We start from the raw sequence: 13,369 nt of genomic DNA, 5'->3' as shown, positions 1-13,369 counted from the left end.
CGCCCGCGCACACCAGCGCCCCGCAGCGGGCCCCGGAGGCCCCCGTGGCCCCCGCGCCGTTCACCCCCGCAGCGCCGCCGGTGCAACATGCCCCCGGAGCCACCGAGTTCCCTCCGCCCGCGGCACCCGCCTTCCCCACCACACTGAACCCACCCTCGATGCACAGCACCACATCCGTCACCCCCACCCCCACCCCCACCACCACGGCCTCGGCGGCGCCGGCCCCCGTGCAGCGCAGCGTCACCCCTGCCAGGCCCGCACGCCTCCGCTCTGTCACACCGGTCGGCACGGCCGCCGCCGTCCCGTCCCCCCTCCGCGTGGCCCGTCTCGTCACCCCCTCGGTGACATCCGCGGCACACCCCGTCCAGCGCCTGCCCCTCGCACCCACGGGCGGCGGTGGCACAAGGACCGGCGCCGAGCACACCGTTCAGCGGGGCTTGCGCTCCGCGGCCCGGTCGGCGACCGGGGCGCTCGCCGCCAACGCCGCGGCCACCGTCGCCAACACCCTGGAGCGGTTCCGTACCGGCAGCCAGGGCCAGCAGGGGCAGCAGAACCAACAGCCACAGCAGGGGCAGCAGAACCAACAAGAAGACTTCGACGACCCGCTGCCGTTCCCGCCCGACAGGAACCCGGCCCCGGTGACGTCCGCCAGCAGTACGCCGCCCCCCGGTTACACCCGGGTGCCCGCAGGGACGTTCGACCCGAAGGCCCTCACCGACTTCCAGGTCGACGAACTGGTGCACCGGATGATCGGCCGCATCACCCGCCTTGTCCGCACCGAGCTCCGTATGGACCGCGAACGGACCGGCAGGCTCCGCGACGACCGCCGCTGACCGACCGCCGACCGGCCGCCCCCGGCAGCCCCGTTGGCCGCTCCCCGTTCCGCGCCACCGGTGCGCCACCGCAGTAACGACAGAAAGGCCCCCGCACGATGCCCCGCCAGGACCCGGGCTCCACGATCTGGTTCAGTCTCTCCATCGACGGCGAGAGCCTCGGTTACTTCAACGGCTGCGAGGGACTCTCGTCGCAGGTGGAGGTGGAGCACCGGCAGGAGGGCGGCAACAACGGCTTCGTGTGGCAACTGCCGTCCCGTGTCACGTTCTCCACCATCCGGCTGACCCGGCCCCTCACTCCGGACACCACGAAGGTCGCCAAGTGGATCTCCACCGTGCAGACCGGGATCAAGCGGCCCACCGCCGAGATCGCGGCGCTGCGCGCGGACGGGTCCGAGGTGGCCCGCTGGGGTCTTATCGACGTGCTTCCGATCAGTTGGCAGGGCCCCCGGCTCGACCCCGGCAACCCGGCCGTCGCCACGGAGGTCCTGGAGATCGCCCATCACGGGTTCACGGACTGACAGCCGCAGCAGCCGGAGAAAGGAGCGGGACACCCCATGCCCAAGAGCAAGGGCGCAGGCAAGAGCCTCGTACGGGCCAGCCTCGCCATCCATGAGCCCCCCATCGGTATCAGCACCACGCCCGGGGGCCTGATGAAGACGTTCACCTGCGACTTCAACCCGTCGACGCTCACCATCGCCCGCCGCGCGTCCTGGACGGTGACCCCGACCGCGAGCAACCGGGACGGCGCGCAGCCGGAGTTCATGGGTTCGGAGTCGCGCGAGATGAGCGTGGAGATCTTCCTGGACTCCTCCGGCAAGCCGACGAGCAACACGGTCATGAAGAAGGTGAAGGCGCTGCTCGACTGCTGTGCGGTGACGGCGAGGAGCAAGGACGCCGACCAGCCTTCGCCACCGTGGGTGGTCTTCCAGTGGGGGTCGTTCAGCACGGCCCGGTTCACCGCCTACGTCAGCTCCGTCGAAGCCTCGTACACCCTCTTCGGCACCTCGGGCGTGCCCATCCGGGCCACCTGTCAGTTGCGGCTGCACGAGATCCCGGGCGAGCCGGACGGGCAGAACCCGACGTCCGGCGCGCTCACCGCGCAGCGCGTGCACCGGGTCGTCGCCGGTGACTCGTTGCAGTCACTCGCCTGGCGTGAGTACGGCGACGCCACGGTGTGGCGGACCATCGCCGAGGCCAACGGGATCGACGACCCGTCGACCCTCGCGTCCGGTACCGAACTCGTGCTGCCCGCGGCGCAGGAGGTGGGTCGCTGATGGCCGACACGGCTTTCTCCAGCATCATGAAGGTGGAGCTCGGGGGCTCCGAACTCCCCGAGAAGTACGCCCGGATGTTCGTCGACGGCTGGGTCGACCAGGGCGCCGGGGTCCCGGCCGCGTTCCGGCTCACCTTCCGCGACCCGTACCGGCTGCTCCTCAAGGAGCTCAACGTGAAGTTCGGCACGCCGGTGGTCCTCACGCCGGTGGCCGACGGGCAGGGCGCCGGTGATCCGCTCCTCACCGGTGAGGTCACCGCCCTGGAGGCCGACTACGACGGCACCGGAACCTTCACCGTCATCCGCGGCTACGACCTCGGGCACCGCTTCCTGCGCCGCCGCCGCGTGGTCGCGTACACGAACGAGACCGCGTCCTCGATCGTCAGGAAACTGGCCGGGCTCGCGGGCGTGCCCGTCGGAAGGATCGAGTCCTCCCGCGCGAGCTACGAGTTCATCAGCCAGGCCAACGTCACGGACTGGGACTTCATCGCCCGCCTAGCGGACGAGAACAAGATGGTGATGTCCCTCGACGCCAAGGGCAAGTTCAACTTCGTCTCGCCGAAGCCGTCGTCGGGCGCGCCGTCACCGAAGAGCGAGAAGAACCCCCTGGTCCTGAAGTCCGGGACGGACATCCTGCGCCTGCGGACCTCCGTGACCGCCGCCGACCAGGTGGCGGAGGTGGAGGTGCGCGGCTACGACGTCGCCACCGCGCGCGAGATCGTGGAGACGTCGACCCGCGCCAACAACCCCGTCTTCTCCATCGGTACGTCACCGAAGAAGGCGGCGAGCGCCTTCAAGAAGACCAAGCTCGTCCAGACCTCCCAGCCCTACGACAAGCGGCCCGAGGTCAAGCACGCCGCCGATGCCCTCTTCGACGACGTGTCCTCCTCGTTCTCCGAACTGGAGGTCGTCGTCCACGGCAACCCCAAGTTGCGGCCGGGCGTGCCCGTGGCGCTCGCCGAGGTCGGCTGGCCCTTCCAGGGCAAGTACACGACGACCTCCGTGCGGCACGTGTTCGGCAACGGGCAGCGCTACGAGTCCTGGGTCACCGTCAGCGGCCGCCAGTGGCGCTCCCTGTACGGGCTCACCTCGGGCGGTACGGAGAGCGAGCCGCGGCTGCCCGGCGTCGCCAACGCCGTCGTCACGGACGTCGACGTGAAGGACGAACAGGCGCGGGTGAAGCTGAAGTTCCCGTGGCTCGACGACACCTACGTCAGTGACTGGACGCGCTGTGTGCAGCTCGGCGGGAAGCGCGGCGGCGGGATCTTCCCGCTGGACGTCGGTGACGAGGTCCTCGTCGGCTTCGACCGGGGCGCGCTCGACCATCCCTTCGTGATCGGCGGGCTCTACAACGGCAAGGACAAGCCGACCCGGAACAAGTCGCCGCTGTACTCGGGGGCACGCAACCAGGCCAGCCGTCACACCATCTCCGACCGCACCGGCAACCGGATCGACCTGCTCAGCCAGCGCGTGGGCCGCGACCGGGGCGTGCGGGTCACCACGGGGGACGGCAAGCTGACCGTCAACCTGGACCGCGCCAAGACCGAGATCACCGTGGACAGCAGGGGCTCGGTGACCATCAAGGGCAGCCGCTCGGTGTCCGTCCGGGCGGGTACCGACCTCACGCTGAGCGCGGGGCGCAACCTGTCCATCAAGAGCGGTGGGCTACTCAACATCCGGGCCGGGAGCGCCGTCAACGTGAACGCGGGCGGTGGCGGTTTCAGCGTCAACACCTCGTTCCTCAACGTCCGGGCGGCCGGCCTGGCCACCGTCAGCGCCGCCGGGCCCCTGATGCTCACCTCGGCCGCCAGCGTGGGGCTGACCTCGTCCAACATCAACCTGACCGGTGTCGTCCTGGTCAACCGCAAACCGCTGCCCTTCTGATGAGGACCGGTGATTTCTGATGGCCGAACAGTTCGTCGGCTCCGGCTGGGCCTTCCCACTGCGCATCGGCCCCACCGGGGGCATCGCCCTGGTCAGCGGGGAACGCGAGGTCGAGGAGGCCATCCGGCTCGTCCTCGCGACGGCGCCCGGTGAGCGGCCGATGCGCCCGGAGTTCGGCTGCGCCATCCACGACCTGGTGTTCGCGCCCGTCAACGAGCAGACCGCGGGCCGCATCCAGCACGAGGTGTATCTGAGCCTGGACCGCTGGGAGCCGCGCATCGAGGTGCGGGACGTCGAAGTCACCGCGGGCGAGGACCAGTCCGTCCTCTACATCGACGTGCGCTACGCGATCCGCGGCACCAACAACCCGCGCAGCCTCGTCTTCCCCTTCTATGTCATTCCCTCCCACGACGAGCCCGGGGACCTGTCCTCGTCCGGCGGCCCCGGCTCACCCGAAAGCGACCGCTGATGCCCCTGCAGAGCCCCAACCTCGACGACCGCCGCTTCCAGCAGTTCGTCGACGACGCCAAGCGCTACATCCAGCAACGGGCCCCGGAGTGGACCGACCACAACGTCTCCGACCCCGGCGTCACCCTCGTCGAGACGGTCGCCCACATGGCCGACCAGATCGTCTACCGGCTCAACCGCGTCCCGGAGAAGAACCATTTGGCCTTCCTGGACCTGGTCGGCATCACGCTCTTCCCGCCGGCCGCCGCGCGCACCGACGTCACGTTCTGGCTGTCCGCGCCCCGCGAGGAAGTCGTAGCGGTGCCGACGGGCACCGAGGTGACCACGTTGCGCACGGAGCAGGAGGACGCGGTCGTCTTCGCCACCGAGCAGGATCTGGCCATCGTGTCCAGCGCGCTGCGGCACCTGATGGTGCAGAGCCGGGGCGAGCCCGTCACCGACAGGACCACCGAGATCGCCGAGGACCGCGACGTCCTGTGCTTCACCGAGTCGCCGCACCCCGGGGACTGTCTGATGTTCGGCCTGACCGCGGCCGTCCCGCACTGCGCCGTCGCCCTCGAACTCGACAGCCGTGTCGACGGCGTCGGCGTCGACCCGCGCCAGCCACCCCTCGTGTGGGAGGCCTGGACCGCGGACGGCTGGCAGTTGTGCGAAGTCCACCGCGACGGGACCGGCGGCCTCAACCGGCCCGGCGATGTCATCCTGCATGTCCCGGGCGGCCACATCCTGTCCCGCAACGGCGGCCACGAGGCCGGCTGGCTGCGCTGCCGCGTCACCGATCCGCTGCCCGGTCAGCCCTTCTACACCACCTCACCGACCGTGCGGTCCGCCGACGCCTGCACGATCGGCGGCACCACCCGGGTCGTGCACGCCGAGACGGTGCACGACGAGGCCCTCGGCGAAGCCACCGGTCTGCCCGGGCAGCGGCTGCGGCTCGCCCACGCGCCCGTCGTCGGCGACGACCCGCCGGTGCTCCTGCAGACCGCCGAGCACAACGGCTGGGAGGACTGGCGGGTGGTACCGCACTTCGCCGAATCCCGCCCCGGCGACCGGCACATCACCCTCGACGCGGCCACCGGTGACATCGCCTTCGGCCCCGCGGTACGCGAACCCGACGGCTCCCTGCGCCAGTACGGCCTGGTCGCCCCCAAGGGCGCGGTCATCCGCGCCCGCCGCTACCGCACCGGCGGCGGCCGCTCCGGCAACGTGGCACGCGGTGCGATCCGGGTCCTGCGCACCTCCATCCCGTACATCACCGAGGTCGTCAACCTCGAAGCGGCCCGCGGCGGCGTCGAAGGGGAGACGGTCGAGGAGGCCAAGGTCCGGGCCCCGATCTCGCTCCGCGCCCAGGAGCGCGCCGTCACCCTGCGCGACTACGAGGAACTCGCCCGCCGTGCCGCCCCGGAGACCGCCCGCATCACCTGCCTGGAGGGCGACCCCGACGAACACGGGGCGTACGCCGTACGCGTCCTCGTGGTCCCCCAGGCCGTACCGGACCCCGGCGGGCGACTGCGTTTCGAGCAACTCGTCCCCGGCGACGCGCTCCTGGACCGCATCACCCGCCATCTCGACGAGCGCCGCCTCATCGGCACCAGGCTCGCCGTCGGTCCGCCCTACTACCAGGGCGTCACCGTGGTGTCCACGGTCCACGCGTTCCGCGGGGTGGAGACCGACCGCGTGCGGCGTGCCGCGCACGACGCCCTGTACCGCCACCTCGATCCACTGACCGGCGGCGCGGACGGCCGTGGCTGGCCGTTCGGCCGCCCCGTCCAGGCGGGCGAGGTCTTCGCCGTCCTGCAACGGGTCCCGGGAGTCGAACTCGTCGACGAGGTCGTCCTGCACCCCGCCGATCCCCTGACCGGCAAGCGCGGCGACCGCACCGACCGCATCGACCTGGAACCACCCGCCCTGGTGTTCTCCTTCGACCACCGTGTACGCGTGATCGGAGACGCCCCGTGAGCCCCGTGACGACCCCGACCGGCCCGACGCTCCCGGGGGTCCTGCGATGAGAGGGTCCGTCGACGGCCTCGGCTCCTCCTCCCCCATCGGCACGATGCTCCCGGCCGTCTTCGCCGACGACGACCTCGCCCAGCGTTTCGTCGCCGGGCTCGACGAGGTCCTCGCACCGATCCTGAACGTGCTCGACTGCCTGGACCGCTACTTCGACCCCGCCCTCACCCCGATCGACTTCGCCCAGTGGCTCGGTACGTGGATCGGGGCGGAGACCGACGGCACCGAACCCGAGCGGCGGCTCCGTGCCGCCGTTGCCGCCGCGGCCGGCCTGCACCGCGTACGGGGCACCCGGCTCGGCCTGTCAGAAGCGGTACGCCTCGCGTTCGGCACCGCACCAGAGATCACGGAGAGCGGTGGCGCCGCATGGAGCGCGCGCCCCCGCGGCCCCGTCCCCGGCGCTCCCCGCCCCCACCTCCACGTGGCCCTCCGGCTGCCCGAGCCCACCCCGGCGGACACCCACCGCCTGGACGCGCTCGTGGCCGCCGCACGTCCCGCACACATGCCCTACACCGTCTCCGTGACGGCTGCCGAAAGGACCCTGGACAGATGACCACGCAGAACTGCGCCGAGTGCGACACCCGCGTGGAACCCGGTCAGTCGTTCTGCGATGCCTGTGGTGCCGTGCTCGGGTGGGATCGAGCCGGTGCGCGCGGTGGGCTTGCGGCGGGTTCCGCTGCGGCCTCCGGAACGGCTGCGGCTCCCGGTGCGGCCTCCGGAACGGCTGCGGCTTCCAGTGCGGGTTCCGGTGCGGCTGCGGCTTCCAGCGCGGCTCCCGGTGCGGCTCCTGGTTCCGGCGCCGGTTCCTCCGCTGGTTCCGGTACGGGGCTTGGCTCGGGCTCCGGTTTCGGCTCGGGGCCGGGCTCTGGCTCGGGGCCGGGCTCCGGCTCGGGCTTGGCTCCCGGCTCGGGCTTGGCTCCCGGCTCGGGTTCGGCCTCTGGCTCGGGTTCGGCCTCCGGCTCGGGTTCGGCCTCCGGCTCCGGCTCCGGCTCCGGCTCCGGCTCCGGCTCCGGCTCCGGCTCCGGCTCCGGCTGGGATGCTTTCGCGCGTCCCGGTGGGAGTGGCGCCCCCCGCGCGTCGGGTGGCCCGCGGGGTGCGGCGCCGGGCGGAGTGCACGGCAGCGTGCACGGCCCTGACGCCGGGGCCGACGCCCGCGCCGCGGGTCCGGCACCCGCACCGGCCACGGGCCCCGTGCCCGCACCCGCCGCCGGACCGGTCGCCGCTCCCTCCGGCCTGCCCCAGCGCCACCCTTCGGGTGCGGCCCCGGAGGGCACCGCCGACCGCGGCTCCGGACACGGCGACCTCACCGGGCACGGCACCTCCGGAACGTCCGGCGCGACGGGCGGCTCCCAGTCGGCCGTCGGCTCACCGGACTTGACGGACACCGCCCCCACCGTCCCGACACCTGCCGCGCCCGCCGCGCCCGCCGCCCCGTACGGTGCGCCCGCGTCCGCCGACACCCCCGTCTCCGACCGTGCCCGTTCCCTCGTCGTGCCCGTCGCCGACCCCACGGCCACCCCGCCCACGCCCGCGCCGGCCGTGGCCCCGGTCCTGCCCGGGCGGCCCGACACCGACCGGCCCTACGTACGCACTCCCGGCCCGCAACTGGGAGCGCACGGCGCGCCCTGCCCCTGGTGCGCCACCCCGAACCACCCCGACCGCCACTACTGCGGCCGCTGTGCGATGCCGCTGGCGGAGAGGAGCGACACCGCGCCCGCGCACCGTCCCTGGTGGCGCCGCCTCATGGGTCCCGGGCAGCAGGAGACCCCGTGGGCGGGCGACCGCCCCCGGCTGCGCCGTGTGTTCGACAACATCGGCACCTGGGTCACCATCGCCGTCGTCGTGACGCTGCTCATCCTCGGTCTGGTGTACATCCCCGACGGCTTCCACGCCACGCGGGACCACTTCGCCAAGCGCGCTCCGGTCGAGCCGGACCGGATCCGCGCGTCGCGCTCGTACGCCGACCACGGACCGAAGCTGGTCTTCGACAAGCTCAACAACACCTGGTGGGGTCCCGGAGTCGTGCAGTCGGGACAGGGCGAGTGGATCGAGGTGCAGTTCGTCCGTCCGACCCGGCTGCTCGACGTCATCATCACGCCGGGCGTCTCGACCCGCGCCGACCAGCTCAGCAAGTCCGCGCTGCCCCACCGCATCAAGGCGACGGTCACCAAGAAGGACGGGGGGACCGCGACCCGGGAACTCACCCTGGACCCGGGCCCGGGCGGTCAGCGTCGCGCCTTCCGCGTCGGGGAGGTCACCAAGGTGCGGTTCACCATCGAGTCGGCGCACGCCGCGTCCGCGAAGAAGCAGGTGGCGATCTCCGAGATCGAGCTCTTCGGCCGGTCGGACGGGAGCAGGACCTGAGTACCTGAGACCCCGTCCGGTGGTGCCGACAGCCGCGACGTCGTCGGCAACCGGGCCGAAGTCATCGGATGGGCATGACAATCGGATCGGGTGGGACGGGAATCACCGCGACTGCCCGGCGCGTTTGACCGACAGTCACTCGCGCCCCTGCGTCGTCGCATCGCTCAGGAGACACCGCACCTATGGCAAACCTCAGGCCAAAGACCGACACCGGCACGCAGTTGCAGATCGACGCCCTCGTGTTCGACGTACTCGGCACGCTCGTCGACGAACCCACGGGCATCCGCGCCGCCATCGGTGAAATCGGCACACTCCGCCCCACACCCGACGAATCCAGGGTCACGGAGTTGCTGTCGATGTGGCAGCAGCACATCGAGGGCGAGCAGCGTCGCATCCTCGACGGCGACCGTCCCTACGTCAACAGCGACGTACTCGACGGGGAGGCGGCCCGGCTCGTCGCCGAGACTGCCGGTGTCGACGACCCGGCCGCCGTGACGGCGCTCGCCCTGTCGGGTCGCAGGCTTCCGCCGTGGCCCGACACCGTGACGGGACTCGCCCGGCTCGCGGAACGGTTCCCGCTGATCGGGCTCTCCAACGCGAGCCGGAGGGCGCTCCTGGGAGTCAACGCGCACGCCGGGCTCCGCTGGCACCAGGCCCTGTCCGCCGAGGACGCCCGGACCTACAAGCCGGACCCGGCGGTCTACGAGCTGGCAGTCACCGTCACCGGACGTCCCCCGGAGCGCCTGCTCATGGTGGCCACCCACGCCTGGGACCTGCGCGCGGCACAGGCCGTCGGCCTGCGCACCGCCTACGTCGCACGCCCCGTCGGCGACCCACCCACCACCGCGGACCGGTTCGACGTGTACGCCGACGACCTGGCCGATCTGGCCGCCCGACTCGACGCGTCCTGAGGCGCGCACGCGATCCCACGCACCGGCGTCCGCCCGGGGTGTGTCCTGTCGCTCTGACCGGCTGAGCAAAACCAGGTGCGGCCGGTCGCCGTGATGATGTGAGATGCGGGGCATGACGATCGTTCTGAACGAGCCCGGTGTCGACGGGCTGACCGGGGCCGTGGCTGACCTTCGCGCATGGCAGGACGACCGCGCGCCGCTGCAACTGCATCCGGGAGACCTCGGCTGGGCCTGGGCACTGGGCGCGCAGAGGCTGGCCGGGGCCGTCCGCACCTGGAGCGTGAACGGCCGGATCATTGCCGTCGGATACCTGGACGCCCCTGATGTGCTGCGCCTGACGACCGCGCCGGACCTGCGACAGGACGGTAACCTGGCGCGCCAACTGCTGGCGGACCTCGATGATCCGGAGCGCGGGGTCCTGCCGCCCGGGAAGGTCGCCCTCGAAATCCCCGACGGCGCCCTGCTGCGCGAGGTCCTCTTGGCGGCGGGCTGGCATCCGGACGAGCCGTGGACGCCGCTGCGCCACGACCTCTCCGAGCCGGTGAAGGACTCCGGCCTGCGGATCGAGGTAGCCGGTCCGGAGACGGCGGGGGTGCGGACCGCGGTGCACCGCTCGGCGTTCGGCAGCCCGGCGTTCACCGAGGAGATCTGGCACGTCCTCGCGGCCGGGCCGGTCTACGCCGACGCCCGCTGCCTGATCGGCTACGACGACCAGGACAACGCGGTGGCCGCGGCGACGGTCTGGTCGGCCGGGCCCGGCAAGCCCGGTCTGCTGGAGCCGGTGGGCGTGCACGCCGACCATCGCGGTCGCGGATACGGGACGGCGATCAGCGTCGCCGCTGCGGCGGCGCTGCGTGAACTGGGCGCATCAAGCGCACTCGTCAGCACCCCGAGCGCGAACGCCGCCGCCGTCGCCACGTACAGGGCGGCTGGATACGAGCCGTCGTCCGAACGGCTGGACGTCAGCCGAGCCGCCTGAACGGGTGCGCCGTGGCGGGATCTGCCGGAGCGGTATGGGCCTCAGGACCAGGACGGCCTCGCGGGTCTCGATCACCCCGGCAGTGCGGCGATGTCGGGGTCGGGTCCGTCCGGGTCCTCGTCGGCTCCGGGGAGGTCCGCGGTGCCCTGTGACCAGTGGTTCACCCACCCGCACAGCGCGCACGCGTAGCGACCGTTGAGGCCGGTCACCTCCGAGCCGCACTGCGGGCACTCTGTTCGCGTGATGTCCACGCCCTCAGGCTAGCGACAGCCCGGCTCGGACAGAGGCTGGTCACCGAGAACGGCTGTGCCGCTGGGCTACGCCCAGACCGCGGCAAGACTCAGTGTCAGAGCCAGACAGGCAAGGCCGAGCAGGGTGGAGCGGAGCACCATTGCCTGGGGCCGGGCGGGGCGGTTGAGGGTGCAGCAGCACGGCGACTGTTCGAGGTAGGGGGAATCGAGCCAGTAAGCTCCGAGGAGCTGGGCGTGGATCTCGGCCGGAACGTCATCGCTTTCCATATCCAGCGCAACGCCTCGCTCAGCCCTGGGGCTACGCCGATGTCAACCACCGGCCACGAGGTCCGCGCATGCGGCGGGTTCTGCCGCACCTTGACGTTTGCCCCGCGCCATCCCGGGCAGAAGAGGCGCTTTCTCCGCCGCGGATGCCCCCCCCGGGGGTGGGGCAGTCGTCGGCCAGGGTTGCCCCTGGCATACCACGACCGCACGACCGCCACGTCGGGGACGTCGGAACGCCGCGAACGGCTCGGTCACGCTCGCGACGCGGAACCTCTACTGGGCTACCTGCGAAGCTTCGTCTCGATCCAGGCGACGCCGAAGCGGACGACCTCCTCGGCCTCGAACAGGTAGCTCTCCGCCGCGCCGACCCTGCCTTTCCTGCCGATCCCGGATTCGACCATGGCGCGGCCGATCGCCTCGAAGGGCCACTGGCCCTCCGGTACCACCGGGGAATAGTCGAAGGCCCCGTCCTGGGAGTCGATGTCGTGGAAGCGGCGCCAGACCCGCTCCCCTTCCACAGTGATCGGCTGCTCGTAGTCCACGAAACGCTTGCCGGGAGCGTCGGCCAGCGCCTCGGCGTGGTGCAACAGGGTCAGGGAGTCGAGCGGTGCGCCGAGCAGGAGGACCCGGCCGCCCAGAGCGGTGAGCCTGGCCAGCGGGCTGTCGGGGCCGTGCGGGTCGTCCCAGGGGTGCTCCGCCATCAGCGCGTCCGCCTGGGCACCGAGCGCCGCGAAGCTCGCGTCGGGGTGCCTGCTGCGGACGGCACCCAACTGGCGGCGCAGCGCCTCCGGGAGTCGTCCGTAGCTGTGGTCGGCCTCGCTCAGGGCGGGGTCGTACGCGGGGTGCTCACGGCGCAGCGCGTCCTGCCAAGCCTCCGGCCAGTCGGTGAAGTCGTAGGGCGGGGCGTCGTTCCAGCCGCAGGTCACCATCAGGGTCCCCCGCTCCCCCACGACATCCCGCAGGGCGCCGATGAGTGTCTGGGAGCCGCCGGCCACGTACCCGATCGCGGACATCTGGGTGTGGAACATCACGACGTCGCCGACGGCCAGGCCGAGCGAGGCCAGGTCACCGGTGAGGCGGCCTCGGGTCACGGGGCCGTCGGAGAGTTCGAGGAGCGCTGACTCGTCCACGAGCGCGAACGTATCCGAAGGGCAGGGTAGACTGCACACCTTTTTGGCCTACGGGCAGTCGTACGCCCCAGCCACAGGTGCCCGCTCGCCCGAGGGGACAATGGAGAGGCAACGAGCACCAAAAAGGAACCGCACCCTCAGGAGTCACCGTCTTGTCCGAGCGCACCTCGCACGCCGATCACACCGAGCTGAAGGCCGACTGCGGCAACTGCTTCGGGCTTTGCTGTGTCGCGCTGCCGTTCTCGCGCTCGTCGGACTTCCCGGTGGACAAGGCCGCGGGGACGCCGTGCGGCAACCTCAGGCAGGACTTCGGCTGCGGGATCCACGAGCGGCTGCGCGACAAGGGATACAACGGCTGCACGGTGTTCGACTGCTTCGGTGCGGGCCAGAAGGTCTCCCAGGTCACCTTCAAGGGCGTCAGTTGGCGGGAGGACCCGGACTCCACGCGTGCGATGCACGAGGTCTTCCCCGTCATGCGGCAGCTCCACGAGCTCCTGAAGTACACCGCCCAGGCCCTGGACCTGGCCGCGGCCCGGCCCGTGCACCGGGACCTGCGGCGCGCGTACGACCTGATCGACGGGTTGACCCGGGACACCGCGGAGGCGGTGCGCGACGTGGATGTGAACGCGCTGCGCGGCGAGGTGAACCCGCTGCTGCTGCGCGCCGGCGAGCTGGCCCGCGCCGCGGTCCCCGGACGCAAGAAGAACCACCGCGGCGCCAACCTGATGGGCGCGCGCCTCAGCGGCGCGAAGCTGCGGGGCGCCAGCATGCGCGGCGCGCTCCTCATCGCCGCCGACCTGTCGGACGCCGACCTGCGCGACGCCGACCTGATCGGCGCGGACATGCGCGACACGAACCTGTCCGGGGCGGACCTGACAGGGGCCCTCTTCCTCACCCAGCCGCAGCTCAACGCCGCACGCGGCGACGCCCGGACAAAGGTGTCGAGCCCCCTGGAGCACCCCGCGCACTGGGCTGCGTAGTCGCCGCCCGACTGGAGGA

Annotated in this window: 14 protein-coding genes; 11 read left to right on the top strand and 3 right to left on the bottom strand. The window is 71.9% G+C overall.

Annotated elements, in window-relative coordinates; all coding sequences use genetic code 11:
* Positions 1–158: 158 nt before the first annotated feature.
* The 10 genes from IG78_RS42745 to IG78_RS0127195 all read left to right on the top strand — a co-directional run bounded on the left by IG78_RS42745 (position 159) and on the right by IG78_RS0127195 (position 10,725).
* A complete protein-coding gene (locus tag IG78_RS42745; protein ID WP_037686403.1) occupies positions 159–833 on the top strand; it encodes a hypothetical protein in 675 nt (224 codons plus the stop codon).
* 98 nt (positions 834–931) lie between these two features.
* On the top strand, positions 932–1,354 hold the full coding sequence (locus IG78_RS0127240) for a phage tail protein (RefSeq protein WP_030567776.1): 423 nt from the start codon (positions 932–934) through the stop codon (positions 1,352–1,354).
* 36 nt (positions 1,355–1,390) lie between these two features.
* Positions 1,391–2,110 (top strand): CIS tube protein, encoded by a 720-nt coding sequence (locus tag IG78_RS0127235; protein WP_030567774.1) that lies wholly within the window; start codon positions 1,391–1,393, stop codon positions 2,108–2,110.
* Positions 2,110–3,993, top strand: coding sequence for a VgrG-related protein (locus tag IG78_RS0127230; protein ID WP_030567772.1), 1,884 nt, complete (start codon positions 2,110–2,112; stop codon positions 3,991–3,993). Before IG78_RS0127235 ends, IG78_RS0127230 begins: the two co-directional genes overlap by 1 nt.
* A 19-nt stretch (positions 3,994–4,012) precedes the next feature.
* Positions 4,013–4,462: a GPW/gp25 family protein gene (locus IG78_RS0127225; RefSeq protein WP_030567770.1), complete on the top strand. Its 450-nt coding sequence runs from the start codon at positions 4,013–4,015 to the stop codon at positions 4,460–4,462.
* Positions 4,462–6,420, top strand: coding sequence for a putative baseplate assembly protein (locus IG78_RS0127220; RefSeq protein ID WP_030567768.1), 1,959 nt, complete (start codon positions 4,462–4,464; stop codon positions 6,418–6,420). Before IG78_RS0127225 ends, IG78_RS0127220 begins: the two co-directional genes overlap by 1 nt.
* 46 nt (positions 6,421–6,466) lie before the next feature.
* Positions 6,467–7,024, top strand: coding sequence for a phage tail protein (locus tag IG78_RS0127215; RefSeq protein ID WP_030567766.1), 558 nt, complete (start codon positions 6,467–6,469; stop codon positions 7,022–7,024).
* Between the two features lie 569 nt (positions 7,025–7,593).
* Complete coding sequence (locus IG78_RS0127205) at positions 7,594–8,835, top strand: NADase-type glycan-binding domain-containing protein (RefSeq protein WP_051852981.1); 1,242 nt, start codon at positions 7,594–7,596, stop codon at positions 8,833–8,835.
* A gap of 182 nt (positions 8,836–9,017) precedes the next feature.
* Entirely contained in the window at positions 9,018–9,746 is a 729-nt protein-coding gene (locus IG78_RS0127200) for a haloacid dehalogenase type II (RefSeq protein ID WP_051852980.1), read from the top strand.
* A gap of 112 nt (positions 9,747–9,858) precedes the next feature.
* Positions 9,859–10,725, top strand: coding sequence for a GNAT family N-acetyltransferase (locus IG78_RS0127195; protein WP_030567758.1), 867 nt, complete (start codon positions 9,859–9,861; stop codon positions 10,723–10,725).
* A 71-nt stretch (positions 10,726–10,796) separates the two neighbouring features.
* Here the strand turns inward: IG78_RS0127195 and IG78_RS0127190 are convergent, their stop codons facing one another.
* The 3 genes from IG78_RS0127190 to aac(3) all read right to left on the bottom strand — a co-directional run bounded on the left by IG78_RS0127190 (position 10,797) and on the right by aac(3) (position 12,370).
* On the bottom strand, positions 10,797–10,976 hold the full coding sequence (locus IG78_RS0127190; RefSeq protein WP_030567756.1) for a hypothetical protein: 180 nt from the start codon (positions 10,974–10,976) through the stop codon (positions 10,797–10,799).
* 66 nt (positions 10,977–11,042) lie between these two features.
* On the bottom strand, positions 11,043–11,243 hold the full coding sequence (locus tag IG78_RS0127185; protein WP_030567754.1) for a hypothetical protein: 201 nt from the start codon (positions 11,241–11,243) through the stop codon (positions 11,043–11,045).
* A gap of 278 nt (positions 11,244–11,521) precedes the next feature.
* Entirely contained in the window at positions 11,522–12,370 is an 849-nt protein-coding gene (gene aac(3), locus IG78_RS0127180) for an aminoglycoside 3-N-acetyltransferase (protein ID WP_030567752.1), read from the bottom strand.
* A gap of 152 nt (positions 12,371–12,522) precedes the next feature.
* Between aac(3) and IG78_RS0127175 the strand changes: the two genes are divergently transcribed.
* Positions 12,523–13,350 carry a pentapeptide repeat-containing protein gene (locus IG78_RS0127175; protein ID WP_030567750.1) on the top strand — a complete coding sequence of 276 codons (828 nt, stop codon included), beginning with the start codon at positions 12,523–12,525 and terminating at the stop codon, positions 13,348–13,350.
* Positions 13,351–13,369 lie beyond the last annotated feature (19 nt).

This window comes from Streptomyces aureocirculatus, from assembly GCF_000720475.1.
GTDB classification, from domain to species: domain Bacteria; phylum Actinomycetota; class Actinomycetes; order Streptomycetales; family Streptomycetaceae; genus Streptomyces; species Streptomyces aureocirculatus.
This window is presented reverse-complemented; position numbering and strand designations above follow the sequence as displayed.